This is a genomic window from Streptomyces sp. NBC_01439 (assembly GCF_036227605.1).
In the GTDB taxonomy this organism is placed as follows: domain Bacteria; phylum Actinomycetota; class Actinomycetes; order Streptomycetales; family Streptomycetaceae; genus Streptomyces.
The window spans coordinates 7759568-7785833 of record NZ_CP109487.1; the positions used below are offsets into that span (position 1 = coordinate 7759568).

The 26266-nt window shown below is 67.2% G+C and carries 21 protein-coding genes and 2 pseudogenes; 14 read left to right on the top strand and 9 right to left on the bottom strand.

Annotated features, from left to right (window positions below):
- Positions 1–1105 precede the first annotated feature (1105 nt).
- Entirely contained in the window at positions 1106–1357 is a 252-nt protein-coding gene (locus OG207_RS35415; RefSeq protein WP_329104389.1) for a hypothetical protein, read from the top strand.
- A 57-nt stretch (positions 1358–1414) separates the two neighbouring features.
- Complete coding sequence (locus OG207_RS35420) at positions 1415–1612, top strand: hypothetical protein (RefSeq protein ID WP_329104392.1); 198 nt, start codon at positions 1415–1417, stop codon at positions 1610–1612.
- A 386-nt stretch (positions 1613–1998) separates the two neighbouring features.
- Here the strand turns inward: OG207_RS35420 and OG207_RS35425 are convergent, their stop codons facing one another.
- The gene (locus tag OG207_RS35425) at positions 1999–2334 is read right to left on the bottom strand and encodes a histone-like nucleoid-structuring protein Lsr2 (RefSeq protein ID WP_329104394.1); all 336 of its coding nucleotides are present in this window, start codon (positions 2332–2334) and stop codon (positions 1999–2001) included.
- Positions 2335–2544: 210 nt separating this feature from the next.
- Between OG207_RS35425 and OG207_RS35430 the strand changes: the two genes are divergently transcribed.
- The 4 genes and pseudogenes from OG207_RS35430 to OG207_RS35445 form a co-directional block, all read left to right on the top strand.
- Positions 2545–3345: a hypothetical protein gene (locus OG207_RS35430; RefSeq protein WP_329104396.1), complete on the top strand. Its 801-nt coding sequence runs from the start codon at positions 2545–2547 to the stop codon at positions 3343–3345.
- On the top strand, positions 3242–3703 hold the full coding sequence (locus OG207_RS35435; RefSeq protein WP_329104398.1) for a hypothetical protein: 462 nt from the start codon (positions 3242–3244) through the stop codon (positions 3701–3703). The genes OG207_RS35430 and OG207_RS35435 overlap by 104 nt, the downstream gene beginning before the upstream one ends.
- 20 nt (positions 3704–3723) lie before the next feature.
- On the top strand, positions 3724–4527 hold the full coding sequence (locus OG207_RS35440) for a CPBP family intramembrane glutamic endopeptidase (protein ID WP_329104400.1): 804 nt from the start codon (positions 3724–3726) through the stop codon (positions 4525–4527).
- A gap of 60 nt (positions 4528–4587) precedes the next feature.
- A pseudogene (locus tag OG207_RS35445) lies at positions 4588–4904 on the top strand (IS110 family transposase); the annotation flags it as partial.
- A 25-nt stretch (positions 4905–4929) separates the two neighbouring features.
- Here OG207_RS35445 and OG207_RS35450 read toward each other — a convergent pair.
- Positions 4930–5868 carry a hypothetical protein gene (locus OG207_RS35450; protein WP_329104402.1) on the bottom strand — a complete coding sequence of 313 codons (939 nt, stop codon included), beginning with the start codon at positions 5866–5868 and terminating at the stop codon, positions 4930–4932.
- 430 nt (positions 5869–6298) lie between these two features.
- Here OG207_RS35450 and OG207_RS35455 point away from each other — a divergent pair, with 430 nt between their 5' ends.
- The gene (locus tag OG207_RS35455) at positions 6299–7900 is read left to right on the top strand and encodes an ISL3 family transposase (RefSeq protein ID WP_329108122.1); all 1602 of its coding nucleotides are present in this window, start codon (positions 6299–6301) and stop codon (positions 7898–7900) included.
- A 123-nt stretch (positions 7901–8023) separates the two neighbouring features.
- Here OG207_RS35455 and OG207_RS35460 read toward each other — a convergent pair whose 3' ends face one another.
- Positions 8024–8656 carry a DUF4241 domain-containing protein gene (locus OG207_RS35460; RefSeq protein ID WP_329104404.1) on the bottom strand — a complete coding sequence of 211 codons (633 nt, stop codon included), beginning with the start codon at positions 8654–8656 and terminating at the stop codon, positions 8024–8026.
- A gap of 277 nt (positions 8657–8933) precedes the next feature.
- On the opposite strand from OG207_RS35460, the pseudogene OG207_RS35465 reads away from it, so the two are divergent.
- The 4 genes and pseudogenes from OG207_RS35465 to OG207_RS35480 form a co-directional block, all read left to right on the top strand.
- A pseudogene (locus OG207_RS35465) lies at positions 8934–9677 on the top strand (IS110 family transposase); the annotation flags it as partial.
- 1502 nt (positions 9678–11179) lie between these two features.
- Positions 11180–11707 carry a hypothetical protein gene (locus OG207_RS35470; protein ID WP_329104406.1) on the top strand — a complete coding sequence of 176 codons (528 nt, stop codon included), beginning with the start codon at positions 11180–11182 and terminating at the stop codon, positions 11705–11707.
- An 8-nt stretch (positions 11708–11715) separates the two neighbouring features.
- Positions 11716–12951, top strand: coding sequence for an MAB_1171c family putative transporter (locus tag OG207_RS35475; RefSeq protein ID WP_329104408.1), 1236 nt, complete (start codon positions 11716–11718; stop codon positions 12949–12951).
- A gap of 324 nt (positions 12952–13275) precedes the next feature.
- Entirely contained in the window at positions 13276–13905 is a 630-nt protein-coding gene (locus OG207_RS35480) for an HAD-IA family hydrolase (RefSeq protein WP_329104410.1), read from the top strand.
- A gap of 329 nt (positions 13906–14234) precedes the next feature.
- Here OG207_RS35480 and OG207_RS35485 read toward each other — a convergent pair whose 3' ends face one another.
- Positions 14235–15110: a helix-turn-helix transcriptional regulator gene (locus OG207_RS35485; protein WP_329104412.1), complete on the bottom strand. Its 876-nt coding sequence runs from the start codon at positions 15108–15110 to the stop codon at positions 14235–14237.
- A 241-nt stretch (positions 15111–15351) separates the two neighbouring features.
- Between OG207_RS35485 and OG207_RS35490 the strand changes: the two genes are divergently transcribed.
- Entirely contained in the window at positions 15352–15870 is a 519-nt protein-coding gene (locus OG207_RS35490; protein ID WP_329104414.1) for a hypothetical protein, read from the top strand.
- A 296-nt stretch (positions 15871–16166) separates the two neighbouring features.
- Here OG207_RS35490 and OG207_RS35495 read toward each other — a convergent pair whose 3' ends face one another.
- On the bottom strand, positions 16167–16631 hold the full coding sequence (locus OG207_RS35495) for a LysM peptidoglycan-binding domain-containing protein (protein WP_329104416.1): 465 nt from the start codon (positions 16629–16631) through the stop codon (positions 16167–16169).
- Positions 16632–17325: 694 nt separating this feature from the next.
- Here OG207_RS35495 and OG207_RS35500 point away from each other — a divergent pair.
- Both OG207_RS35500 and OG207_RS35505 read left to right on the top strand, forming a co-directional pair.
- Positions 17326–17616 carry a hypothetical protein gene (locus tag OG207_RS35500; protein ID WP_329104419.1) on the top strand — a complete coding sequence of 97 codons (291 nt, stop codon included), beginning with the start codon at positions 17326–17328 and terminating at the stop codon, positions 17614–17616.
- A gap of 86 nt (positions 17617–17702) precedes the next feature.
- Positions 17703–17831, top strand: a complete 129-nt coding sequence (locus tag OG207_RS35505; RefSeq protein ID WP_329104422.1) for a hypothetical protein — start codon at positions 17703–17705, stop codon at positions 17829–17831.
- Positions 17832–17924: 93 nt separating this feature from the next.
- Here OG207_RS35505 and OG207_RS35510 read toward each other — a convergent pair whose 3' ends face one another.
- The 4 genes from OG207_RS35510 to OG207_RS35525 form a co-directional block, all read right to left on the bottom strand.
- The gene (locus OG207_RS35510; protein ID WP_329104424.1) at positions 17925–18305 is read right to left on the bottom strand and encodes an HU family DNA-binding protein; all 381 of its coding nucleotides are present in this window, start codon (positions 18303–18305) and stop codon (positions 17925–17927) included.
- Positions 18306–18437: 132 nt separating this feature from the next.
- On the bottom strand, positions 18438–18803 hold the full coding sequence (locus tag OG207_RS35515; RefSeq protein ID WP_329104426.1) for a hypothetical protein: 366 nt from the start codon (positions 18801–18803) through the stop codon (positions 18438–18440).
- A gap of 41 nt (positions 18804–18844) precedes the next feature.
- Positions 18845–20578 (bottom strand): hypothetical protein, encoded by a 1734-nt coding sequence (locus OG207_RS35520; protein ID WP_329104428.1) that lies wholly within the window; start codon positions 20576–20578, stop codon positions 18845–18847.
- 1 nt (position 20579) lies between these two features.
- Positions 20580–26129, bottom strand: a complete 5550-nt coding sequence (locus tag OG207_RS35525; RefSeq protein ID WP_329104430.1) for a hypothetical protein — start codon at positions 26127–26129, stop codon at positions 20580–20582.
- Between the last annotated feature and the right edge of the window lie 137 nt (positions 26130–26266).

The window sequence follows — 26266 nt, forward strand, 5'->3', positions numbered from 1 at the left end:
TCGTGTGTCGACGAGGTGGTGCCGAACGCCCGCCCCGGACGCGGTGCGTGACGTGCTGGCACGCTGTCGCGGCAGCACCGGAGCAACGACCAGGGCACAGCAGATCCAGGTTGGTGCAACTAGCGCAACACGATGGTGCGAGGCCGGCTACGCCGTCAGCAGCGAGCGATGAAGCAGAGCGTTGTCCACAGCCGAAGCGACGGCGTCGCGAGAGGGCGGATTCGCTGCTGGGCGAGGGCTGTGCCGCCTGCGGCAGCAAGGTGATGAACCGGAGCTGTGCCCCGTCCGGAGCAGACCCGTACCGCGCCTCGTTCGTGCCTCACGAGGACGGATCGGCACGGGGGTACGGCCGTATCCCGAACGACGAAACATCAGTACCGCCAGAAGGTGTGATGACCAGGGGAAACAGCCAGACCCGTACCCCCGCTGCCCGAAAGGGGGGAGGGGTACGAGTCGAGAGGGTACGGACCGTTTCCCCTGATGTTCCAGGCTTCCGCTCATGCTCCAGCCGTGGAACAGCGGGGACGGCTACAAGGAAGTGAAAGGGCATAAGGGAAACTGATAACGCGTGTCCTGCGGACCCTCGCTCCGCTCGGCCTCTTCACTGTGCTCCGATGACGTGTCAGGCATGGCCGACTGGCTCCACCGGTCGCTCAGCTCGCCGGTCCGTCGGTCGCCGGCGCTCCCTCGGGCGATGCCCAGCCCTGCGCTTGAGAGACGATCCCCAACACTGCCCCCGCCGCAGTTGTCCACAGGCGCGCGGGCAGGGGCGAAGGGTGCAGCAGTGGATGGGCAGGCGCGCAGCGCCTGGCTCGGGCGAGAAGTGACGCTCCGCGCGGTGGCTCGCAGTGCGATCCGGCCGGGGTGGATCACTCCAGCGGGATCTACCGGGTCGTCAGCCAGCAGGGCTGGCGCGGGAGCTGGGCTGAACATCGAGATCGCACGGACCCCATCGGGTCCGCACTCGATGGTCGCTACCCCGCCCGAGTCCACGTCCACGAAGAGGCACAACCACGACACAGTCCCAGCCTGAACTCGTCCGGCGATGGAGGAGCCCGCTGCGTGCCGAAGTTGTAGCAATCGAACAGCGAAGCCGTCGCCGAGGATGCGCTCCGGCGAAGTTGGGGACGTCGGTAACGTCGACTCCACCGACGACGAGAGCAGCGCGCTCGTCACCGTGAACATCCCCCGCAGCGGTGACGGGATGTACGTCGTCCACCTCATGCCGATGGGTAGTGACGATCAGATCCGCGTCGAGCTCCATCGGGAGAAGGGCCTGGCCGTGATCGGGTCCAGTACCGGCTGGCCGGAACGGGGCAGCGGCATGCAGGCCGCCGCGCCTGCCCAGACGCCATGACCACAGCTCTCGACTCCGGCTGTGGAGACCGCCGAGTCATGAGGAGAGGAGAGTCGAATGATTGCTGAAATGATTCCGGAATCGTGCTCGCACGTCGTCCTCTTCGCCGGTTCCCGCAGCTGGAGCGACGCGAAGAGCATGCGTGAGACGTTCAACGGCGCCTGGCGCGGCTGGGGGCCCAAGAACGTCACCCGGCCGGTGCTTCTTCCGGGGCACTGTCCCAAGGGGGCCGACGCCATGGCTGAACCGATGTGACGGGACGCAGGCTTCGAGATCGTCATCTTTCCCGCCGATCGGTCGGCCCACAGGGGGAGCAGCCGGCTTCCAGCGGAACCGGGTGAGGGTCGACGCCGCCCAGGTCTTCCGCGAGGCCGGGGCTCAGGTGCCGTGCACGGCCTTCCTCGGCCTTTGCCAGAAGCCCGGATGCCCGAAGCGGAGCCCGGAGCAGCTCATGCCGGATGCACCGGGGCACTTCTCGCACGGCACCGTCCGCTGCAGGGCTCGAGCGCGAGCTGCTGGGATCAAGACGACCAACGTGATCCATCCGGTCTGAAGACGCGCGAAGGGCCCTGCAGGGTGCTGCAGGGCCCTTCGGGGACGAACGGGAGAAGTCGGCCAGGAGGCGAACATCAGGCTCAGCGCTAGTTGCTCCGATCGATGTCGTGAGCCTCGTCGTAGGCCTGCATGACCTTCTTCGGGATGCGCCCCCGATCCGCGAACTCGTGACCCTTCTCCTTGGCCCACTCGCGGATCTTGTCCCGCTCCTCGGCAGTCGTCTCAGGTACGACTCGCTTCTTGGGCGCGGGCTTCCCGGCTTTCCGGCTGACCTCCAGGTACGACTTCAGCGCAGCCTCGAGGCCCTTCTTCTCCTCAACTGTGAGATCGACTTCGTACCAGGTGTCTCCCAGGCCGAAGGTCACGGTAGCCGCATCCGGCTTACCACTGAGATCTGACTCGACAATGCTTCGAATAGCCATACCGGCGAGAGTAGCCGATGCGCAAGTACTTTGGAAAGCCTGTCGCAATCATTCGACATAAGTGCGCCATTTGGCGCCTGAATGAGACTCAAAGATGCTGGTGAATTGGCAGAGGGAGTGACTGTTACTGCTAGAATCGCAGCAGCGTTGAAAGGTGTTTCATGCCCCGTTCTCCACCGACCAGCGACCCCGATCGAGAGGGCCTCCAGCATGTCCACGCTTCATGCCGTCGACGACCACTCGCTCACCGAAGAGGACGTCGCCGAGATCCATGCGAAGTCGCCTGACACCCGGGTTCTGCTCACCTGTGACGGCGGAGTGAACTCCCACCGCGGTATCGCCGCCGCGCGTGCCCCGGGCTGGACGACGTTGGCGGCCGACCGCCACGAGGAGCTCGCACCGGGCTCGACCGCGGACATCACTGTCGAGCCGTGCCGGATCGACGAGACCTACGCCCACACTGGGATCTGCGGTGCCCACGTCCTCTACCAGGTGATCGAGGCATGCACCCGTGTGCATTGGCCCGAGAAGCTCTGGGAGATCCGCCTGCTGCGCGGCGCCGCGCCGAAGACCATCCCCAATCCCTGGGGTGGGTTCGACGCCGACCCCGATGCCAACGACATCGAACAGTCGATACTGATGCAGCTGCTGCGCACCGAGCCGCATCACCCGGTCTTCCTCCGGGCCTGCGAGGGCTTCGCGCTCGTGCTCAAGGCCTTCGCCCGGGTCGGCGAGATCCGAGACGTCGACGACCTCGATGAGGGCTTCTTCGGCTTCTACCTCGCCGCCCCGGCGATGAACAGCCCGCGCCGCACGGGGGCCGCGCTTGAGCCGTGCTTCGCGGTGTTCACCGCCGACGGTGCCGACGTCATGGTAAAAGGCCGAGAAGTCGGGCGGCCTAGTCGCCGTGCTCCAGGAGACCACCCAGGTTGCCCTGCTCGCCGTCAGCGCCGATGGCTCCAAAGGCGATCTCGTGCTGGGCCCGGACGCCGACTGCGACGCCGGCCTTGAAGATCTGCAGTCGCTGTTCGAGCTGGTGCGCCGGACCGGGGGCCTCAAGCCCTTCGGGCACGGCTTCACCACGGCGGTCGTCGAGATCGCGATCGAGCCCCTGGGCCTGCGCGTGGACCGGATCGGATCCGAATCGCAGCACCTGCGCCTGATCACCCGGTCCGGCCCGTCCTGCCTGTCCTTTCTGTGGTGGAACGTCGCTGAGGAGAAGTTCGACGTGATCCAGAGCTTCGTGCAGCGCGCCAGCCGTACCGAGCTCGGGACGCTGCGCTTCACGGCGACGTTGCAGCCGAACACCTTCCGCGGCGACACCCGCGTCCAGGCCGTCATCAACGAACAGATCACCAGGGCTGCTTGAGCCCCGTAGAGGAGAAGACCATGACGACGCCACCGACCACTTCGCGTCTGCTCGGCATCGGGTGGTGCGCCCTCGTGCCGTTCGCCGTCGTCGCGGTCTACCTCGGTCTGGGCGCCGTCGCGGTCCGCCTCATCGGAGAGCCGATCGTCGCGACCTCCGTCCTGAGCATGCTTGTTGTCGTCCTGGTCGGCTCGGTGAGGATCCTGCGGCCCCAGTGGCTCGCGCATGCGCCGGCCCCGCGGCCGAGCACGGAAATTCCGCGCTTCGGGTGGACCGTCGTCGGCTGCGCGGTCCTGGCATTCCTCGCCGGGCAGTCGCTGGCCTTGTGGATCTACGCCACGACCGGGTCCACAGGCTTCGACACGTCGAACCAGACGAGGCACGCGGCTGGAGTGCTGGCGACCCTGCTGCTCGCCATGGTCGCGGCTCCTGTGGGGGAGGAGGCCCTGTTCCGAGGGCTGGTCTACCCATTGCTGCGCAAGCGGGTGAGCATCCTCGCTTCCACGCTGGTCACCGCCGTGGTGTTCGGCCTGCTGCACGGCAACGCCGTGCAGTTCGCCTCGACCCTGCCGTTGGCGGTGCTCCTGGCCCTGATCTACGAACACACCCGCGTGCTGTGGCCCTGCGTGCTCCTGCACCTGGGCTTCAACCTCGCTGCCGCCGTTGTCCCGGCACAGGCGCTCTTCGCTCTGGCGAACCCCGTCTCCGCGGCGCTCCTGTACTTGGCCTTCGCTGGGTGTGCCTTTGGGCTCTACCGGCGGGTCGCCGGCTGGACTGCGCCAGGCGCAGTCCAGGCTTCGGGAGGCGAGTCCGCGATGCAGTGAGCGAGGTACTCAGCCTCTTCTGAAAACGATGGCGCCCTCCGCACTGGACCTGACGGCCTGTCCGGACGCCGCCGACTCGTGACCTTGATACGTCCGAAAGCACCGCGGATGGCCGAGCGACTGGTCGAGGACGTCTTCACCGCACTGGACGAACAGACCGTCGTCGTCCCGGGCACGGACGCGGCCGTGCTGACCCTTCCCGGCCTCGCCACCTCGCCACCTCGCTCCGAGCAGTTCTCGGCCAGCTGACGCTCCTCGCCGCCCGGATCGAGGAACTGCTGGAGAACCACCCCCTTTCCAAGGTCGTGACGTTCATGCCGAGGATCGGCGTCAGGGCCGGAGCGCGGATCCTCATCGACGTCGGCGACGGATCCAGCTGCCGCAGGCCGAGCGGCACGGGGTTCAGCGGTCGTAGCGGTGGGTGTAGGGGGTGTCCAGGCAGGTACGGCAGACGAAGAAGTCGATGCCCCCGCCGCCCAGGTACATGTGGTGTCCGAACGTGTCGAGGGCGGCGGGGTCCGCCTCGGCTCGCCAGGACGGGGTCGCGGCCTGGTCCTGGCTGGGGTTCCGCTCGTCCAGCGGCAGCCAACGGCCCGCGCCCGGTTCGGTCGCGGTGACGCTGAGCAGGTGCTCCATGTGCGTGCCGCAGTTCGCGCAGTCAGGCCAGTCCGGCGCCTGGGTCCAACTCGGATATCCGCCGACCTTGCTCTGCTGAGTGGTGGCCACCTCGAAGTAACCGAATCCGCGTTCCTCATGGAGGGCCTCGAAGCGCTCGCCGAGTTCGCCCGGCAGGTCCCGAAGCGGGTATTCCACGGCCGGTGTGGGGGACACCGTGCACGGGCGGGGCAGGTAGTCCTCCTCCGCGGTGTGCGGGCGGGGCGCCTTCCCGTCAGCGACGTCGGCGGCCGTCAGTGTCGCGCTGCGCCAGTGGAGGCGGGGGTTGGCCGCGTGCTGGTCGTCCTCGTGCACGAGCGGGCACCACAGGATCTGAAACAGGTCGGTACCGGCGGGGAAGACGAGACCGGGCACGTCCCGTGCGTAGAGCTGGACCACCGGGACCATCGCGACCGGGTCGGGTCCGACGGGCTTGGCGAGCGGCTTGTAGTGGTCCGGTTCGGCGCACATGGGCCAGGGCTCGCCGGCCGGCCACAGCAGGGGCCCGCCGATGGAGCTGTTGCCGGGGCCCGGCTGCCCGGCCCGGGGGTAGAGGAGGGTGGCCGTGCGCGCCGCACCGGCCAACTCCGGAAAGACCGAGTCGACATCGAAGGGGATCGGCGCCAACGGGCGCGGCCAGGCCGGCCGGGCCCCAGAGATGTCCTGCTGTACGTGCCCTGACGGCATGAGGTCTCCTGCTGCTGATGGTCGTACGCCGCCGACCATAGCCCCCGCATCCGACAGCCCTTCCGTCCGCGCCTCCTGATGTCCCGCATCCCGCCCGTGGGGCGACGGGCGAATGCTCCGGCGTCGGCCTGGACCTGGGGGACCTCTCCCTGAAGAGCACAAGCATGGGCCCGAAGCAAGCGCCGCGGCGTTCCCCAATTTCAGCGACATCATTTTCACGTCGCGGAATGCCTTCTCGCCTCCGAGCAACAGGCGTTCCCGGGACTCGGTTCTGGCACAGATCTTGGGGAACCATCGCGGAGCGTGACCTCGGTGTTCGATTGCGAGTGACTGACTCGTGCGAGACGGCGCACGCCTTGGCGTCTGAAGGCCGGAAGTGACGCTCCCTCAGGTGCATGCCGTTCGCTGCTCTGGCTGGCTGTGAACAGTGATGGTGCTGGTCATGCAGACCGATGCACCGTTCTGGGATTCGCTGGTGTTCGACGGGATCGACGATGTGGAGGTCGAGGCGGTTACGGTCGCGTTCGATACGGTCGAGGTGGTAGCAAGAGGCCGCATGGCGGGGGCGGCGTGTCCGGACTGCGGCCGCTTCGCGGACCGGGTCCACGACCGTTACCAGCGCAGGCTGAAGGACCTTCCGCTCGCTGAGCAGGGCTTTGTGATCCGGCTGATGGTCCGGCGATTCATCTGCGGGTCGGCGGACTGTCCGCGCCGAACGTTCGCCGAGCCGTTCTCCCGGCTGGCCGCGCCGTACGCGCGGTTCACCACGCGGCTGAACCGCGCCCTGGAGCGGGTGGGGCTCGCCTTGGCCGGACGAGCCGGCGCTCGACTGGCGGCCCAGCTCGGCTTCGGTGCGGGACGGATGACCTTGTTACGCAGGGTCATGGCGTTGCCCGATCCGCGATTCAGTACTCCACGCGTGCTGGGCGTGGACGACTTTGCAATCCGTCGCGGCCAGACCTACTCCACCGTCTTGACCAGTGTCGAAGACCATCGCGTGGTCGACGTGCTCCCGACCCGTGAAGCCGGGCCGCTGGCAGCTTGGCTGGACCGCCATCCCGGCGTGGAGATCATCTGCCGGGACCGGGCGGGTGCCTACGCCGAGGGCGCGCGGCGCGGTGCACCCGACGCTTTGCAGGTCGCCGACCGGTTCCATCTGTGGCAGGGCCTCGGCCGCGGCGTGGAGACCTGCGTCGCTGCCCACCGCGACTGTCTGCGCACGCCGGCGCCCAGCGGCACGCTGACGGCCACCCGACCGACTTCAGGGGGATCGCAAGACGACGCGGAGCCCGTCGGCCGGCGGGCCGCGCGAAAGAAGGCCGCACACGCCCTGGTCCACGAGATGCTCGCCCAGGGGCACTCGCGCCGGGCGATCGCCCGGCATCTGGGCTGGGGCCTCAACACCGTCCTCCGGTACGCGAACGCCTCACGCTGGCAGGACACCATCCGCGAGAACCGGCCCCGGCCCAGCAGACTCGATCCCTACAAGCCCTACCTCGAACGACGATTCACCGAGGGATGCACCAGCGTCACCCAACTCCACGGCGAACTGGTCGCCGAGCAGGCTCCCGTCACCTACGGCATGGTCCGAGCCCACATCGCCACCTTGCGCAGGGACCCGTCCGCCGCACCGCCACGGCCAGCGACCGTACGGCAGGTGACCGGCTGGCTCACCCGCCACCCCGCCACCCTGAGTGAGGAGGACCGCATCGGCCTCAAGGACCTTTTGACCCGTTGTCCGGAACTGGACACGGCTGCCGGACATGTCCGCGACTTCGGCGAGATGCTCACCGACCGCCTCGGCGCCACGCTCCCTGCCTGGATCGACGCAGTCGAAGCCAGCCGGCTGCCCGGGCTCACTGGCTTCGCGCTCCACCTGCGGCGAGACCTCGACGCCGTGATCGCCGGCCTCACCCTGGACTGGAGCTCGGGCAGCGTCGAGGGAGCCGTGAACCGCATCAAAAAGATCAAGAGACAGCTCTACGGCCGAGCCGGCTTCCACCTGCTCCGGAAGATGATCCTGCTGCAGTAGCGCCTCGCAGTGGCTATTCGAGGTGCGACTCCCGATACCTTTCCTCAGGCTGTTCCTCCCAGTGAAAGCGGGCAGCCACGTCCGGCTGCGCGACTTGCAGGACAGGGAGAGGCGGCAGCGATGTCATGCTTTGGCATCGGGCATGCCGCTGGTGACGACGATCGCCGCCACGTCGCCGGTCTTCGTGCGGCCCAACCAGACGACGCCGCCCGACTCGGCCCCGAACGTGACCAGATCGGCTTGCTGCGACTCATCGCGTACCCGTTGGCACCCGTCGGCCAGCTGCTCAGAATCGCGCGGGGCAGGGACCCCGTCTATGAACGTGCGAAACGGTGCGGACAAGGTCGTCCACGCGCCTGCATCGGCGAAGCAACCGACATTAGCATCGGAGAAGAAGCGGGGCTCCTCGCCCGGCTGAAGCCTGGCGATGTCGTCCTCGACACTCAGGCCCATCTCCCATCCGACGACAGGGTCGTCGCTGATGCACAGGCGCGTCGCGGCGCACTCAACACCGTCGACGTGCTCGCCCATGAACTCGTACGGGCCTGCCGTCCACGCGATCTCTACCCGGTAGACACCCGGGGGAATGCGCACCGCCAGCTCCCGCGGGGGCCTGGTCGGCAGCCCCCTCTGGTACTCCCAGACCTGGTCGTCGTGCCATGGCGCATCGACGACAAGCCGGCCGCTCGGTACGCGGATCGTCGTCAGCTCCTCGATGCCCGTCACGACTACCGGCGTCATCGGATCGTCGTACACCGTCCCAAGGTGAGCACCGGGCGTGAAAGCCGCCTCCAAGTACCAGGTGGCCTCAGGCCCGGCTGCCAGCCGCGCGTCCCTGACCCACTCCATGTCTCACTCCCTACTCGCCACCCGGCCGGGCGGTCAACCGAAAGCTACGCGGGCCCGCTGACATCGGCACTTCTTGTATCGTCGCAATCCGTGATCGCTCCCCAAGATCTGTGCCAGAACCCGGGACTCACCTACAAAGCCACACCGCCGGGGCCGGGACGGTCAACACCTGCGGAGGGGTGCGATGTTGGACACCGAAGGCATGGGCGTCTTCCTCGGGGTGGACGTCGGCAGGACGGCCCACCACGGCCACGGGCTCACCCCGGACAAGCTCAAGGCCAAGTTCGGCACCGTGTTGTGCCGATCGTGGACCAGCCTGCCTCGATCGGTGCCCCGCCACTGACCGTCGCCCGCGACGCAGGCTGCGAGGTCGCCCACCTGCCCGGGCTCGCCATGCGGCGGATCGCCGCCCTCTACCCGGGCGAGGCGAAGACGGATGCGAAGGACGCGGCAGTGATCGCGGATGCGGCCCGGGCTCACCGTCCTGACCGGCTTCGACCAAGACCTCGCCGCAGAAGCCACCCGCACCAGCAACCGGATACGCGGCCTGCTCACCCGGTTCCACCCGTCACTGGAGCGGGTCCTTGGCCCACGGCTGGACCACCCTGCCGTCGCGTGGCTCCTCGAGCGCTACGGATCCCCGGCCGCACTGCGCAAGGCCGGCCGCCGCAGACTCATCGAGCTGACCCGGCCCAAGACCCCGCGCATGGCCACCCGGCTGATCGAGGACGTCTTCGACGCCCTCGACGAACAGACCGTAGTGGTCCCGGGAACGGGCACCCTCGGCGTGGTCATCCCCTCGCCCGCCCGCTCGCTCGCCGCGGTCCACGAACAGCGCCGGGCACTGGAAGCCCAGATCGGCACCCTGTTGGAGGCCCACCCTCTTCACCCGGTCCAGCACCCACCCCGACCTGGCCGCGGCCAACGCCGCGGTCGCCGGCCTGTGCACCCCGCCGCTGGAGGCCGCGCTGCGCGTTCTGTGGCCGCACGTCGTGCGCAGCCCGCACGAACGGCGAGCCGCGCTCTCGCTCGACGCCTGCGCCCCGGAGCTCGTGTTCATCGGCGGTCCGCTACTCGTCATGGCTCTGCACGCCCTGACCGGCACCACCGTCGTGCTCATCGCCACAGCGGCGATCGTGCTCGCCGGGTGCGCGCTGTTACGGGCTCGGCCCGATCCGTACCCCCGGCCTGCGCGCTCTGGCGGCAGCCCTGTTCGGGGCGGGCATCACCCTGGGAGCACTCAACGTCGTCGCCCTCGCCGCAGCCGAACGTCACCACGCCGAGTACCTCTCGGCGTTGAGGCCCGCGGCGCTCGCAGTCGGCAGCCTGATCGGCGACCTCCTCTACGGACGCCGCACCTGGCCCGGCTCGCCCTCGCGTCAACTCCGCGCGATCGGTTGCGGCTTTGCGGTCGGCTCCCTGCCGACGCCTGCCGACCCCGCCCCTGTCCCGGCCATCACGGCCGCCGCACTGCCCGGCCACTGCTCCCGCGGCAGCCGCAGGTGTTGCCGCCCGGTCCGTCGTGCTCTGGGCCACGCGCCGCCACTTCACCCCTGCTGCCGACCACCCTCCGGTGGCGTCCACTCAGCCGAACCGCCGACCAGACCATTGGAGAAGTGGCCGTCCCCCCGCATGAGGGTTGGGGCAGGACCACGGCGAGCACGGATCCCGGGTGCACCCGAACGTAGGCCAAATCCAATCGACTTGACAGGATCGTTGCGTGTAGGGATATCGTACGACCGCTCATCAAGTGGGCTAGATGATCAACATTTTTGGTTGACCTGGCCGTACTGTTCAGTTCCGCAACGGGGGGTAAGGCCAGTACATGCGGTGGAAAGCTCGCCGCGTCGGCAAGGGGCATGCGGTCAGCCGCCCTGCCGTACGCAGAGCAGCCGGGAACATTGTTGAGAAAACCAAGCGCCGGGCGCAGCCGTTTGACAACATTTTCCGCCCGCGCAGTGTCCGCGGATCACGACCAGTCCACCGCATTGCCACCCGGGCGCTCACGGGCGCCGTCATCGCGATGGCCTTCGTGTTCACCGTTGCGTTCGAGGTTGTCGCTGAAGTCCGGTACTTCATGGAACCGTACGCCGGCGTCCTGAGTCTGCCGATAGGCATGGGCCTGTTCTGTCTCTGCACCGCTGCCGTCGTGGTCACTGGGCAGCGAAGCGGGGGTTCACTGCACACGCGGAAAGTCTGACGACTACTGGCTCAGCCTGCCGAACGCATGCCTGAGCACGGGGCGGGTGGCGCCCCGAGAGTTAACGGGGCAGGGGCGAGGGGGACGGGGCGATGAGGTGGGCTGCTCGACGGAAGGCCGCCCGGAGCGGGGAGAGTGGCGGGTTGCGTGCAGAACCAGGCGGTGGAACGCCGATGCACCTCGCGAGAGCAGTCATGCGGTGGCGCAGGGACCCCTCGCGACGCGCCCTCTTGAAGGAATGCGAGAAGCTGCTTGCCGATCTGCCCGTGCCCACTCCCTTCAGTGTCGAGGCGCTGGTCCGGAACATGGAGCATGCACTGGAGCGTCAGATTCGGCTGGTGCCCTTTGACGACCCGGATGGAGGGCTGGGCACAGCCTGCGGCCTCCGAGTCAGGACGCCGGAGTTCACGGTCGTGCTCTACCGACGCCGATCCAGCCGGAACCAGACCGAGCACATCATCCTTCACGAGCTGGCGCACGAGTGGCTGGACCACGGCAGCACCCTGACCGATGAAGAGGTCGAGCGATACGTCCCTGAGCACATCCGGGACGAAGTCCTTCGTCGATTCCCCTCGGCTCTGGTCCAAGGCCGCGTGAACTACGACAGCCCGGAGGAGCAGCAGGCCGAGTTGTCGGCGTCCCTGATCAAGCGGTTGGCCCGCCATCAGCAGGTGGCCGGCGACGACATGGTCAGCCTCTTGGAGTCCTCGCTCTCCCACCCGGTTGCTCCGCCGCGGCGTGGCTCCAAGAACGAATAACGGACGGCATGCTCGACTTCTTCAGGTACCTGACCGCGGCAGTGATGACCCTCATAGCCGTCTGGCGATTCCCCGCCGTCCGGTACGGTGACGCCCACCGCCGAGCCCTCTGGGGCGGCTACGCCGGATTCTCCGTGGCCTTGTGGCTCTACACACCAGCAGCGATGCACGCCGTGGACCACATCCCCGTGATCGACCTGAACGCTCTCCTCAGGCACTTCGCCAGCACCGCCGCCATCATCGCGTCCTTGACGTACGTTGCGACCAGCTACGGCAAGAGCTCCGAGGCCGTGGTGCCCCGACACGTCACGGTGTCGCGCTGGATCGCCCGTGCCTCCTACCCGGTGGGCGCAATCGGCGTGACCCTGCTCACCATTCTCTTTTTCACCGTTGTGGACCGCCAGCGGCAAAGTGAAGACTTTCTCAGCGATCATGCAGGGGAATTGGGCGCCGCTGTGTATATGAGCGTCTTCTACTTCTTCCCGCTCGTCACGACCGCCGTCTGCGGCTACCAGTGGTCGCGTGGGGCGCGAGAAGCCGAGACGCCCAGCATGCGAATCGGTCTCAGGCTCATGGGAATCTCGATGTGGATGGGGCTCCTCCACACGACTGCCCGAATCGTCATCGTGTGGACGGCGGTATTTTTCCCGTTGAGCCATTCGACAATGGAGATGCTCATTGATCTCACGGCGATGTGGATGAACCTGCTCTTCCTGATCGTGGCTGTAGGCGCGAGCATCCCCACCACCAGCGTCGTTGCTGCTCGCTGGAAGACATGGAAGACCCTCTACCGGCTTCACCCGCTCTGGTACGACCTGGTGAAGGCCTTCCCCGGAACGAGTCTCTACCCGCCCGGGTCGCGCCTGGCCGAGCTGATCCACATGCGGGTCCCCAGCGATGTCCGCCTGGACCGATGGACCCAGGACGTCGCCGATGCCTGCGAGAAGCTCCGTTACTACGCCCCGGAGACGCTCCTGTGGGCTGCTGAGGAGACGACCGCGTCGCACCCCGACCCCGAGCCGGGCGCCGAGGCGTACTGGATCGCCGCGGCGCTGCGTGCCGCTGCCTCCACAAAGGCCAGCCAGTACGCGACGGGCCCGCTCCAGGAGAAACCTTTCGTCGACACGAACAGCGAGGCAGCCTGGCTCGTGCGAGTGAGCAAGGCATACGCGGTCATCACCCCGGGCGACGCTCAAGAGCTTCTGCAGCAGTCTGCGGAGCTGAGTCTTGAACCGGACGCGTAAAACGTTGCAGCCCGAAAACGCCATTCGAGTTTCAGGTGCTGCTCCTTGCGGCTGAAGAAGTCGACTCAATTGGGAGGTCGCGTGAAATAGGAAATAGCCTAGCCCCAGGTGCTATTGCCGCCCTTCAGATTCGGGCGGGGCCGCCAGTCCCGCAAAGAGGTGGCTGGTACCGTGGCCATACAATGGGCGGCATCGTTTTCCGCCCTGTAAATACCGCCGACCCTGGAAAGCGAAGCGCAGGCGCTGTCGCCGCCACGCGTACGCCGGGGCCGGAACGCTGTCCAGCACGGGCGGCGCCCAGATTCTCAGCACTGGAGTTCCTGCATGTCTCAGCGCACCGGCCTCGTCCTCGACTTCGGAGGCGTGCTCACCACACCGCTCCTGCCCGTGGTGCTCGCCTTCGAGCAGCGTGAAGGGCTTCCCCAGGGTGCATGCATCTCGGCCCTGTACCAGGACGAAGAGGGCGTCCGGATCACCAGCGACCTCGAGCGTGGAGCGGTCAGCCAGACCGAGTGGAACGAGATTGCCGGCAAGAAGCTGGGCGTCTCTCCCGACAACTTGATGGGCAGGATCTTCGGAGGCCTGCGTCCGGAGCCGCTGCTGATCAACGCGGCCGCCGCGGCGCGGCGAGCGGGGATCAAGGTGGGCATCCTGTCCAACTCGGTGGGCCTCGCGCCCTGGGACCTCTACGACGGCTACGACCTCGAAGGGCTGTACGACGTCGTGGTGATCTCCGAGCACCACCAGCTGCGCAAGCCCGACCCCGAGCTCTTCGAGATCACGCTCAAGCTCATGGAGATGCCTGCCGAGCAGTGCGTCTTCGTGGACGACACCGAGGGGTACGTCCAGGCGGCGGAGCGGCTCGGTTTCGCGGGGGTGCACAACAAGGACCCCAAGCAGACGGTGGCCGACCTGTCGAACCTGCTGGGCGTGGACCTCACCGCCGCGCCGTAGCCGGCCTCCGGGCAGGCGCCTGGTCCAGCCGTCCCCGGCCGTTGGCCACCTCACTGCGAGGTGGTCAACGGCCGGGGATCTGCGTTGTGCCGGTGCGGCTCGGGACCCTGGTCGTACGCGTCAGAACCGTGGGACCACATCTGGTACGCGGAAGGTGCCGTTTCACCCCGGACGAAGCCCGGCCGTCGGCTACCCCGACACGCCGCATCGGGCCTGCCCCAAGCTGCAGCTCAGCCGCGAAGGGCGTCAGGCTGAGGGCGGGAAGCGTCCGGCCCCGCCATGGCCAGGGGCGGACGGCTCGGCGGCGCTGTTGAGGCGTGGCGCCGGCGTCACTGCTCGCTCTGCTTGCCCGGCAGCTTGTTCTTCAGCTCTCCGACGACTTCGTTGATCTTGGCCATCATGCCGGCCGACAGCCCCGCCTGGTTGCCGCGGGCGGCGAGGCCGAGGATCTGGCCCTGGTGGATCGACCCGAGGAAGCGGATGGCTTCGAGGAATTCACCGGCCGCAGGGCTCAACTCGGCGTCGTCCTGGAAGAGGGCGATGTCGACCTGGAGAGCATGAGCCAGGCCGGCACGTACTGCGTCCGAGGCAGCCGTCGGGGCGCCCGAACGAAGCGCGGCGATGTCATCGGCAGTCATGTGCGTCGTGCCGCTGTGCTCGTTGACGGCCTGCGCGATCTGCTCGTTGGACGGAGACGTCTGGCCTGCGTACCCGTGCTCCAGGAGATAGTTGATCTTCTCGCCGACCGTGCGAGGTGCAGACGGACGGGCTTCCCTCAGCGGCCGCACCCTGCGGAGCCCGAACGAGACGTCCTGCGCGGCCAGTAGCTCTTCCGTCGTCACCCCGTAGGCGTGCGAGAGGGGTCCCACGTAGGCATCCTGGAGCCGACGCCTGCCGGACTCCGCGTTGCTCAGCGGCACGCGACTGGCGTCGATGGCCTCGGAGGCCTGCGCCACGCTGAGGCCGGCGTCGCAGCGAAGCAACTGCAGGTCCACGGCGCCGTCGTAGGGGAAGAGGACGTCGAGGTCCTGACCAAGTGCCGACGCGATCCCCGGGAGCTTCTCCCCCTTGGGGAACTCCTCGCCGCTTTCCCATCGCGCCACGGTCGGGCCGCGGACACCTACTCTCGCGCCCAACTCCTTCTGGCTGAGCTCCCTACCCCGTCTGACAGCTCGCACTCGGCTGCCGTCGAATTGACGTGGCACATGAACTCCTGCGACTTGGCGGTCTGGACCTCGGGTGGCGATGAGAGAACCCTAACGGCAACAGGCTTGATCGATCCATGCATCTACCGTACGTTTCTGTATCGCACCTGATGATGGGGCTCTGCTCGCGCGTCGATCCTATGCCCTGTGGTTAGTCCATCGCTGAACTACCCGCCCTGTTCAAGGCGGGTCCACCGGACCCGGTCATGCAACGGCCTAGGAACCTGGAAGGATCCCACCGATGATCCAGTCTCACCCAGAGGCGTCCAACTCTGATGAGTTCAAAGGTTTCAACGAAGCCCGGCGCATCATGTGGTGCTACGAGGCTCGTGTCCGCGTGTGCGAGCGGTTCGAGGAGACGAGCTTCGTTGGTGATGCCAACGTTGCGGCGGTCCACGTCGACAACACCACCAGGGCGGACCGCGTGTTCCTCGTGGCATTCGACGAGGCCGGCCAGCAGGTCGGCGTTGACACGCTCTACATCGACGGGCCGAATCAACACCTCGACATCGCTTCCGAGTTCGACCACGACTTCACCGGTATGGACGTCGTGCCGGACTCGCAGCTTGACCAGGCCATCTCTCGCGAGAACGGCTGGGTCGTCGACCTGAAGGTACTGCGCGAGTACGAGCCCTTGGTCGATCGCCGGGCCACGCAGCGCGCGGTGTTCTTGGTGCATCTGCAGGACATGATGACGAACGGCGAGGTCCGCGGATTCCTGTTCGGCCGAGGTGAGTCCGATGAGGCTGATGCGGCGTGAGGGACCACGATCTTGTACATCAGACGGCCCCGCTGGCCGGGCTGCCGGCGGGGTCGCCTGATCTCTGACGCTGTTACGGCGCTGCGTTCTCGCAACGAGGGGGATCGGCACAGCTGATCCCGGTGTCGAACCCGGGCGGAGTGCAGGCGTTCCGTGGACCGGCTCACGCCGGTCCCGGGTGACGCATGGCGATGAGCCCGCCTGAGGAGACGGCGACGCCCTGACGGCCTCGTGGCGCCAGGGCGTCGATTCAGGCTCGGTACGTGAGTACGTGACGGTGTTGCCCTGTCGCGTCGTCACACCCGGGGGATGAGCAGCGAGGCCCCCGCGTAGATGAGATCCAGATTCTGGATCTTGTTCGCCTCGACCAGAATGCCGATCGGAACCCCCGTCGCCCCCGAGATCGCGGCGAGCGTATCGCCTGGCTCGATGGTGTGCGGCTTCGCCTTCGGCGCGGGCTCGGCCGGTGCGCCCGATCCGTTGCGCTCGTCCTCGTTGCCGCGACCGGGCGGCGAAGCCCGACTCGCCTCGCTCTCGTCCGGCTTCCCCGCGCCGCCCTCGCTCGGCTGCTGGGCGCTGCTGTCTCCGGCGTTCTTCTCGTCAGGGTTCCCCGGTGCCTCGGCCGGGGCGTGATTGCCCTGCAGTGCCCGGGTGAAGCCGCCGTCGGAAGTCGCGAGCTGCGTCAGGCCCCAGCCGGCGAAGAGCGCCGCTCCGCCCGCCATGACGATGGCTGCGATGAGCGGCCCGCTGCCGAAGCCCATCGGGCCGGCGTGACTCCCGGCCGTTGCTCTCGTCCGTGCCGTCGGCTTCGACGCCGTCCCCGCTGGCCTCTGAATCGTAGCCGCCATCCCTACCCCAACTCCTCTATGAATAGCATGCAGAGTCATCCATGTCCGACATTGACATTCTACTCACAGTTGAATCCAAGTAGGTGCGATAAGGGATTGAATGGTAGTCGGAATCTTGTCTGATGGATAGCCAATGGTCATCGCCTGGTGCTCGTCGGCCCCCGCTTGACTCCCGCCCTGTATCAGCGCGGTGGTCTCGTCGAAGCGCTTCCGGCCCGGGCGTTCGCCCGGTTCGGGACGGCCGTCGACAAACTGAGCGCCGAAGCGACCTCCCGGGCTGGCCAGCACCGGCCGGACGGCGCCGTCACGCTGCTCGACCGCGCGATGGCGGATCGGGTCCTGGAGCAGGAGTGGTGGCCCGGTGGCGCTCGCTCGGCATTGTCTGCATGCAGGGCGACGAGGGGAACTTCTGAAGTCGTGGCTGTCCATCGGTCAGGGCCCGTGCTCCAGCCCGCACCGTGCGGGACTGGAGCACGGGCTCCTCCTTCTCTTGCCTGGCCCGCCTCTCGGAGATGGGTGAGCCATCATTCGACGCCCATATCGACTCGGCGGGAACCCTCGTGTGCGAGTCGACGAGAAGTTGATCTCGACTGAGTAGACTGAAGGCATGACTCGCAACGACGATGCTCACGACAACGGCACTCCAGGCGCCGAGCTCCCGAAGTTCTCTGTCAATGTCGTCCCGACGGACCAGCTCAGGCTCATGAAGTACGACCACGCGGCCCACGTCCACGCTGAGGCTGATTTCCAGGCCGAGCTCTCCCGTCGCATCCAGGAGTCCGACGCCTCCAGCGAGGCGGGCATGACCACCGAAGAGCTGGCCGAGAGCCTCGGCCCGCTCGGTCAGCAGTGGGCGGATGACTACCGTGCTGCCCAGCAGAAGAATCCTCATGAGTGAGCGTCGGCCTGCCATCCGTTTCGTGCCGACCGTCGGTCTCAAGTAGGACCTCCAGACTCTCCACGACGCTGCGGTGACGCGACCTCGTGGACCAGAAAGCCGGCTCCTGCGCGTGGCCCTCAACCAGCTGGCCCGGATCCAGCAAGGCGCGCCGGGCACGCACCCGCTGGGGGGTCAGTGCGCTCGTGCTGATCTTCGTCATCGCCGACGGCTGAGCCTCGCGGCCGAACTCATTTCATCCATAAAGAAAATCCCCGTGTTGCCTGTGGGCATCACGGGGACTCTCTTTTCTGCCGGCTCCTCGCTGTCTACGATGCGGGCCGCAGCTCACGACCCTCAATGGAGTTTTCGAACTTGTCGGCATCCCCGATCGTCCCGTAGGTATCCGGTGAGGCGTCGGCATTGCTCCCCAGTCGGCGGTTGAAGGTGCTCGATGCGGAGAACTTGAGAACCACGTAGTCATCGACGTCGCTCTTGCCGAAGCGCACCTTGTGGCCCTTGTGGTCCTGCCGGTAGAAGCGGCCGAAGCTCGTGAGTACGACCGCCTCTCCGCAGCTCACCGCCCCAGTGAGTTCACCAAGCAACGACTCGTATACCTTGTTCACCACCGGGATGGGCAACTTGCTACGAGTCGCGACCCGCGAGATGAATTCGCGCTTATTGACACGCGGTGTCTTCGTCGTTTCCATGTTTACACCCTGTCCTATCACTGTTCATGACGCAGTTCCACTTAGAAACCAGTCTATCGGATATGGTCATGAGTGGAGAAGGGGAGTTGGGCGTATCAAGTGCAATCGGCATGCCTATCGTTGCTCATTTGACTAGATTTCCAGATCTGGCTCGATCCCCTCCCGATCGTCCTCGGGCTCATAGTCGACCGACTCGATGATGTTCCGCGTGTTCGGATCGCGGCGGTGGTTCATGATCTTGTTGTGAGACTCCTCGGACCGCCGCTGCGCCGCCACGCGGTGGGCCGCATCGAGCTTCGTGCCGATGTTGCGCTCTCCGAACTCCATCAGCGAACTCAGTGCCGACTTCGCGCCCTGCTGGATCGCGCTGACGTTCGACTTGTTCTGCGCCCGCTGCTGCTCCCATCGGCTCCGATCCTCCGGTGTGACGTAGCCGAACATCCGCGCGAAGCGCGATCCGAACCTGACCTGCTGTCCCTCGTTCTGTTCCTGGTTCATGCCCCCTCCTCCTGCTCCTTGTTCGTGTTCTCGGATCGCGCTCAGGTGGGCTGGTAGTCCTCGGAGTCGGCCTCGGCGTTCGGGCCGTTGTTCTGCGCGCCGGCCTCCTGCTCGGCCGACGGCCCCGTAGGGCGCGACCGCGGCTTGAGTCGCTGCTCCTCGAAGAAGGCCCCGGGGTCGTCGACCGCCGTCTGCAGTGTTTGCTGCCAGTTCTCTCCGAGGCTCCGCTTCAGCTGAGCCTCAAGATCCGGGTACTCCTCGTTCACTGCCTCCATCGCGTCGACATAGGCGTTGGAGTAGACCCGCTGCTGCTCCTCGGGTGGTAGACCGTCGATGTCCATGCTCGCGATCATCACCTCGGACTGGTCCAGGCGGTGCTGGAGCATGTCGGGCAGCCCGCTGGTGTCCAGACCCTGCTTCTGCGCCGCGAAGCCGACCAGGTAACCGAGCATGTTGCCCCCGTAGGCCTCTTGGTCGCCGCGGCCCAGCGCGTTGAGAAGCGAGGTCTTCATCGTCTCGGCGAGCTGAACCTGGTGGGCGTCCGCGTCCATGGGTCGGCGCAGTGTGAACATCCCGTCCTCGGGCAGACGCTGGCCCAGCTGGTCGTCGAACTCCCCGCTCCAAACGGTGTGGACCCGGTCGGAGCCCGCGATCTGCTGCTCGTGTGCAGGAGCCTTGACGATCCGTCCGTGGGCCACGCCGTTGAACATCGTGCGCAGCTCGGGCTCGTACTCCATCCGCTCGCCGATGATCATTCGGGCGCGCTGGACGACCTCCCGGCGCTCCAGGCCGTCTTCGCTCATCTGCTCGTGCAGCCGCTTGCGCATCGCCCGGTAGCCATCGCGGATCAGGCCAACGTCCGCGCCCGGCTCGCGCATCTTCCAGAAGGCGTTCTCCATGAGCGCGACCTCGGTCATGGCTGCCGAGTCCGGAGTGAACATCTCCCGGTGGCCGCGCTCACGGTGCTGCATGGCGTCGAAGCGCCTGCGCCACTTCTTCGTCAGGTGGTCACGCGGATCCGTGCTGCCGATGAGGCGCTCGCGCCGGGCGTCGCTCGGCAGGTCCTTGAAGATCCTCTGCCGGTGCGCAATGTCGCTCTCGGCAAAAGCCACCATGCCACGGGCCCTCGTGTCGATGCGCTCCTGGACCTTGTCCTTGAGGGGTTGGAGGTAGCTGTCCATCTCCTTCTTGAAGTCCGGGGCGAGCATCCGCATCGTCATCACCATGCCGACCGCCTGGATGACCGAGTTGGCATTCACTCCGCGCGAGAGCGACTTGAGACACGACTGCATCATCATCTGCATGTAGACGTGGTGCATGACGCCGAGGTCCTGCGTCCGCTCCTCGTCGTTGAAGCCGGGCACGAACAGCTTCGAGTCCCGCAGCGAGGCCATGTACTTCTCGCCGGCCAGCCGCGTCTCCGCCCGGAGCTTGAGCAGCTGCTCGCGCTGATCCACGCCCTCGCCCTCGGCTCGGTCGACGTCGATCCCGTGCACGCGCTCACGGTCGGCCATCCGCTTCCGGGTCTTCTCACCGAAGAACTCGCGGGCACGGTCCCGGAGCCGCTCGCGCCGGGCGCGCGCACCGTCTGCGTCCTGCGGCCCCGGATCGTCGACCACCTCGGCGTCGATCGGCTCGTCCGAGCGCGAGTCCCAGCGGGCATAGGTGTTGCCTCGCGGCTCACGGGTCTGAAGCCGATCGTCGCCAACCGGAAGCACCTTGATCGCGCGCCGGCGGCCCGCGGGTCCTGTTCCCAGTTCCTTGGGCTGTGCCATCTCAGTACCCCATCCCGTAGCCGTCGTCGTTGACCTCCGGCTGATCGATCTCGATGCTCGGCGTGTAGACCCGGCGCGCCGCGCCCACGCCGACGGCATGCGCGGAGCGGCGATGCGAGCCGCGGGTGCGCGCGGCCTCCGCGTCCTGAGAGATCACGTCGCGCTTGACGACCGAGTCATCGACAGCGATCACGGCGTTGTCCAGGCCGTGCTTCTCCGCGGAGCCCAGCTGATCGAGCTGCCGAGAAGTCTCCGCCCGAGCCTTCCGAGTCCCCGAGGACGCGAACTGCTCGTTCTTCTCGCCGTCGTAGACGTTCTCGCGGTTCTTGGCCGCCTCGACCAGATCGGCGAACGTGCCGCCGTAGGCCATCCGGTCCATCACGGTGCCCCGCAGCGACACATCTTCTTCCAAGTTGCGGATGAGCCCGGTCGTCGGGTCCGCCAGCGCACTGGCCACGCGGGCCACGTACTCCGGGTTGACCGTGACTCCGAAGCCCTCCTTGGACTCGTAGAACTCGATGAACTGCTTCTCCCACTCCGCGGCCCTAGCCTGGACGGGCTCACCGTCGACGAATGCCGTGTGCCACAGGCCCGGGCCGACGTGTTCGATGCTGCGGCCCCTCCAGAGATCGCGGCCGGGGCCCTGGAGCATCGCGTACTTGTGTCGGGCCTCGGCGGCGTCGTGCTTGGCCTGCAGGATCGCCTGGGTCACCGGGTAGGTGACCTCCAGGACGGCCTTGAGGTCCTCGCCGCGCAGCGCGCGCACGGCGCGCTGGCTGAACGAGCCGCCCAGGCCGGTGCCGTGGGACTTGATCGCCGTGGCGAACATCGAGGCTTCCTGGTCGGCCTGCGTGATGCCGGGCGTGCCCTGCGCGTCGCCCAGGTTCCGGGCGTAGTCGGAGAGCTTCTTCTCGTTCCCCTTGGCGCCGGTCTCGACACAGACCTCGCGCACGCTCTGCAGGTGCGCCTCGCGATCCGAGAACGTCAGTGCCGCGCCGAACTCGCCACGCTGCGCCTGGCGGTACAGCCCGCTCAGCTCCTCCGTCACGACCTGCTGGGCGAGCTTGATGTCCTCCGGCGAATCCGAACCCGTGAGTGCCTGTAGCCGGAGCCGGTTCGCCTGGCTCCGCGAACCCTCCAACTCATGGGCCAATCCAGCGTCCTTGGACAGCGCGACCTGGGTGTCCAGCGACACCTGCATGGCCAGCGGGTGTGAACCATCGCCCTTGACCACTCCGGTGTCCAACAGGTTGGCCGGCACCGAGAGCTTCGCCAGGGCCTCGGCCTTGGCGGCATCGCTGTGCAGCTTCACCACGGCGACGGCGTCACCGTCGAAGTCGCCGTCGAAGCAAGCGTCCATCACCGGGTTGATCGCGGCGCCGGTGAGCCGGTCGTCGATCGCGACCCGCATGTAGCGCACGCCGGCGTCACGGAGCACCGGGTCACGCCACACCAGCGCGTGGTCGCCCTCGGCAAGCCCCAGCTGCTCAGCCTTGACCGAGCTGAGCGCAACCTGGTCGACGTTCAGTCGTGGGTCCGCGGTCCACACCATCGTCGCCGAGTCGGTGAGCCGTGAGGCCATCAGCCCGGTCTTGAAGATGTTGCTCTTGCCCGTCAGCACTCGCTTCTGGACGTCGGTCGTGATCCCTTCGAAGGCGCGCTGAGCGCGCGAGACCGATTCGCTCATGCCGCGACGCACCTCGGCGCGCTTCGCGGCGGACAGCCCCTGGCCGTCCAGCTGCTCGGCCATGTAGCGGTAGCGGCAAGCCTCCGCGAAGACGTCCTGGTAGCCGCGGGTGTAGTCGTGCGTGACGGAGGACCCGTCCTCGAACTCCTGACCACTGCGCAGATGCGAGGACATCACCGGCAGCTTCCACGAGCTCGCGCTCACCGTCTCGGTCTGCTCACCCGTCGGATACGTGAGCGGGAACGGGATCTCCATGTCGCCGCCGCGGTCGCCGATGAGGTGGCCGAAGGACTGGCGCATCGCCATGGTGTTCACTCCCGGGAGCTGGCCCGCCTTGCGCGGCTGCGTGCGCAGCAAGTCGGGCATCGGGATGAACCGACGCTCGGTACGCTCGTCGAGGCCCTCTGCCTGGCCGATCACGCGCAGCGTGCCGTCAGCGTCCATGTCCATGCCGGATACCAGCAGGTACTCGCGCAGGCTCGACTCGGCCCCGCTGTTGTGGCCGTAGAACTCGCGCATGATCGCCGGGCAGTCCTGAGACTGCAGCGCCCAGGCCAGCTGAGAAGAGGCCTTACGGCCCTTGCCAGCACGCACCTGCTCCTCGTTGTAGATCTTCGTCTTCTCGTCGACGGCCATATGGGTGACCACGAAGCGCATCTCGCCCATGGCACTCGGCCGCAGTTCTCCGTTGGGCGAGCGTAGATCGGAGACGTTCCCGCTCATCAGCTCTTGCGCCGAGCCCGCGTTGCGCCGGGAGATGAGGCTGAACGGACTCATCACCACGTCCAGACCCGGGTTGGCCCGGAACCAGTTGACCTCTTCGACGACGGCCTGCTGCTGCGCGTCGTGCAGAGGCATGTCCCGGTCGACGATCAGCGAGATCACGCCCTTGTTGCCGTGCAGATCCGAGATCTTGTCGCCCACGACGAGATCGCGCTCCTGACCGCCGGCCCCGCGGATGCGGTGGCGCCCGGCGAACTCCTTCGACACCACGATCGGGTCATCAGCCGTCCAGCCGCCGAAGGTCATCAGCGCCGTCTTCGCCGGCGCGGTGACCTGAGAGGACTGCATGATCGTCGAGGCCGTCATCTGCTGCCGGTCGAACGGGTCGTACCGCAGCGTCTCGAGCTCGGGGAGAGCCATGAGCGGCGCACGCTGTCCGGCCACGCTCTCGTCGCCCGGCACGATCCGACCGTCGGTGTCGATCCGGGCCTGAGCGGTCAGGTACCGCACGATGCCCTGGTTGGTCGCGCCTCCGGTCATCACCGGGTCGAAGTAGCCGCTGGGCGCGGCCACGTTGTTCCGGTCCTTGCCGGTGAGCACCGTCATGTTCCGCCCGCCGGTGAGCCGCCAGGCGTCGAAGCGGTTGTCATCAGCCGGGTCGGTTCGGTCGCGCTGGGCCCTGTACTCGGCGTAGACCGTCGAGCCGGCCTTGATCTCGTTGGAGTAGCGCACACGGCGCGCCTCGGTCTGCAGGATCGCTGCCGTCCACTCCTCCAGGTGCGCCTTGATCTCGCCGGTGGACCCGTCCCGCTGGTACGTGGTGGCGCGCTCGATGAAGTCGATCGGGTGCTTGGTGCCGTACAGCTGTGAGTAGACCGTGTTGAGCGAGGAGGGCTCGCCGGTCTCGCTCCGCCAGGCGCTGAGGTCACCAGCGATCTGGTACTGGATGCGCTCGTGCATGAGCTGCTCGTAGCCGCGCAGGCGCGTGCGCTCCTCGACCGAGGTCGGAGCCTCGCCCGGAGTCTGGGCCGTGATCGTGGCCTCGTAGCCGGGCACGATGAGGGCGTTCTGCCCGCTGGCGAAGGCAGTGGTGATCTCGCCGTACTCGCCGACGTCGAAGACCTGGCCGATCTCACCCGAGATCGGAGTTCCCTTGCCGTCACGGCGCAGCTTCTCGCCGCTCCAGCGAATGACGCCGTGCTCGTCGACCAGGATCTCGGAGACCGTCGCCGCGTTGCGCTCGATGCTCTCGCGCACGGTGACCCCGATACGCCGTATGAACGCAGATTCGTGATCGGCGATCGGCACGGAACGCTCGGCGTTGAAGCGGACGAGCCGGTCCTTGAACCGGGTCGTCTGGAAGGTCGAGCCCATTATCTCGTCGGGGGAGATCTCGCAACGACGAAGCGCGGAGGCGAGGTTGTCGAGGTTCGACCACTGCCCGGTGGGGCTGGTCATGTATCGCGCCACCCGCTCCGGGTTGAAGCGCTGATCGACCCACTCGCCGTCGACGTCATGGGGCAACGCTTCCCAGGTCCCGATGAGTTCGAAGGGAACGTCCTCAGCGTGCTGTCGGACCTTCTCGACGGCGGTGCCGCCGTAGACGAGGTTGCCCATATCGGGCGCCTCCTCGGCCTGCAGCTCGCCGATCTCGTCCAGCCGTTCCTGGTACATCTCTTCGGTCGCACCCGGGCGCAGCAGTTCGCTGCGCACACCCGTGAGCACGTCCCAGTACGAGCGCTGGATGGCAGCGACCTCAGAGTCAGCCGAGTACTCCGGCGGTTCGATCGCATCCAGCTGTCCGCCGGTTCGCTCCAGCTCCGTCTCGGCACGAGCAATGAGATCCTCGACGCCAAGGGCTGCCTGCAGGTTCTCCCGAGCGCTCTCGACGGCGGTCTTCGCATAGGCCTCGGCCGGCTCGGTGTCGAGGAAGAACGCCGGCAGGGAGCGGTTCTTCGCGTCCCGGCGCAGCATCACCTTCGAGCCGGGCCGAGGGCCGGACTCACCGGGGGCCACGTAGTCGCCGACCACGAACATCGACTCAGGGGCAACGTGGTAGCTGTCGGGCACATCCACCACCGTGCCGTCACGGCCGCGCTCCCGGTGTGTCGCGCCGGTCTCGCCGGCGGCGCGCCCCGGCAGATCCGTACGCTCGACCCGACGTCCCTGGGCGAAGCGCAGTAGTTGGACGGCCTCCGCCGGCGAGGGAGAGTAGACCGCCATGCCGCCGGGAACCCGGTAGTTCGTCGAGTAGCGCAGCACGGTGCCGTTGTCGTATATCCGAGCTCCGGCGTACTCCTCCTGACGTGTGTCGGTGAGGCGGATCTCCATGCCGGTCCCGGCGATCTTCGCCTTGATCTGACCTGGCTCGCGGTCGCGCACCACCTCGTAGGACACGCCCTGGGCCTTCAGCTCTTCGAGCAGTGCTGCCGAGCGCGCCACGGCGCGCCGGGACATGAAGCGGTTGCGGTCGACGCGGTTCGTCTGCGGGTCCCGGGCGCCGTCGATGACCCACTCGCGCACCTGGTCGTACTCCCGCTGGCTCATCTTGTCCATCAGCGCGGTGAGTCCAGCGGCGTCGTCGTTCGTCATCGCGCGGCCCGCCTCGAACGGCTTGCCAGCGTCGTCGATGCGCCAGAGCACCATGTTTCCGTGCCGCGGATCGGCCAGGGTCTCCACCTCGCCGCCGGCCACGCGTCCGATGGTCTCGTCCGGCAGGTACACCAGCGCGGTCCCGGCGCGCTTCACGGTCGCGCGTTCGGACCAGTCGGGGTCATAGGGGCTGATCGGCAGCCCGGCCGACTTCGGGTCGACCTGGGCACCGACACCGGTGACGCGGGTGAACTCCCGCTGCGACTGCTGATAGCGCTCGTTCTGCGGGGAATGATCACCGAACTGCGGCTCGTAGCCGGACACCTTCTCCTCGAACGCCCGGTCGATGGCGGAGAGGCAGTCCGTGATGCCCAGCCGCGGGTCGGCCAGTGCGGTGCCCCGTTGACCGAGGATCTCGTCGACTCGGGCGCGGATCGCCTTGGCCTGGGAGATCGGAACGACCTGTCCGGTCTGCGCCCGGGCCTGCTCGACTGCCTTGTAGTAGACGTACTCGTAGAAGTACCTGCGCAGTCCGCGCGCCTTCTTCATAGTCAATCAGCCTTCTGTGAATGCTCCGGGTTACATAGAGACTACATCGCCTATCGAAAGAGAGTCGGAGGCTATTTGTAAGGTGAGTGTCGAGGCTGTCTCCCATAGGTGAGAGATGGCTTCGGCACTGGTTGTGA

What these genes read in the sequence shown, in the direction of transcription:
- OG207_RS35420 (WP_329104392.1), top strand. Translation starts at nt 1,415, where the DNA reads ATGATTGCTGAAATGATTCCGGAATCGTGCTCGCACGTCGTCCTCTTC.
- OG207_RS35475 (WP_329104408.1), top strand. Translation starts at nt 11,716, where the DNA reads ATGCTCGACTTCTTCAGGTACCTGACCGCGGCAGTGATGACCCTCATA.
- OG207_RS35510 (WP_329104424.1), bottom strand. Translation starts at nt 18,305, where the DNA reads ATGGAAACGACGAAGACACCGCGTGTCAATAAGCGCGAATTCATCTCG.
- OG207_RS35430 (WP_329104396.1), top strand. Translation starts at nt 2,545, where the DNA reads ATGTCCACGCTTCATGCCGTCGACGACCACTCGCTCACCGAAGAGGAC.
- OG207_RS35450 (WP_329104402.1), bottom strand. Translation starts at nt 5,868, where the DNA reads ATGCCGTCAGGGCACGTACAGCAGGACATCTCTGGGGCCCGGCCGGCC.
- OG207_RS35425 (WP_329104394.1), bottom strand. Translation starts at nt 2,334, where the DNA reads ATGGCTATTCGAAGCATTGTCGAGTCAGATCTCAGTGGTAAGCCGGAT.
- OG207_RS35440 (WP_329104400.1), top strand. Translation starts at nt 3,724, where the DNA reads ATGACGACGCCACCGACCACTTCGCGTCTGCTCGGCATCGGGTGGTGC.
- OG207_RS35455 (WP_329108122.1), top strand. Translation starts at nt 6,299, where the DNA reads ATGGTGCTGGTCATGCAGACCGATGCACCGTTCTGGGATTCGCTGGTG.
- OG207_RS35525 (WP_329104430.1), bottom strand. Translation starts at nt 26,129, where the DNA reads ATGAAGAAGGCGCGCGGACTGCGCAGGTACTTCTACGAGTACGTCTAC.
- OG207_RS35415 (WP_329104389.1), top strand. Translation starts at nt 1,106, where the DNA reads ATGCGCTCCGGCGAAGTTGGGGACGTCGGTAACGTCGACTCCACCGAC.
- OG207_RS35520 (WP_329104428.1), bottom strand. Translation starts at nt 20,578, where the DNA reads ATGGCACAGCCCAAGGAACTGGGAACAGGACCCGCGGGCCGCCGGCGC.
- OG207_RS35490 (WP_329104414.1), top strand. Translation starts at nt 15,352, where the DNA reads ATGATCCAGTCTCACCCAGAGGCGTCCAACTCTGATGAGTTCAAAGGT.
- OG207_RS35480 (WP_329104410.1), top strand. Translation starts at nt 13,276, where the DNA reads ATGTCTCAGCGCACCGGCCTCGTCCTCGACTTCGGAGGCGTGCTCACC.
- OG207_RS35495 (WP_329104416.1), bottom strand. Translation starts at nt 16,631, where the DNA reads ATGGGCTTCGGCAGCGGGCCGCTCATCGCAGCCATCGTCATGGCGGGC.
- OG207_RS35515 (WP_329104426.1), bottom strand. Translation starts at nt 18,803, where the DNA reads ATGAACCAGGAACAGAACGAGGGACAGCAGGTCAGGTTCGGATCGCGC.
- OG207_RS35500 (WP_329104419.1), top strand. Translation starts at nt 17,326, where the DNA reads ATGACTCGCAACGACGATGCTCACGACAACGGCACTCCAGGCGCCGAG.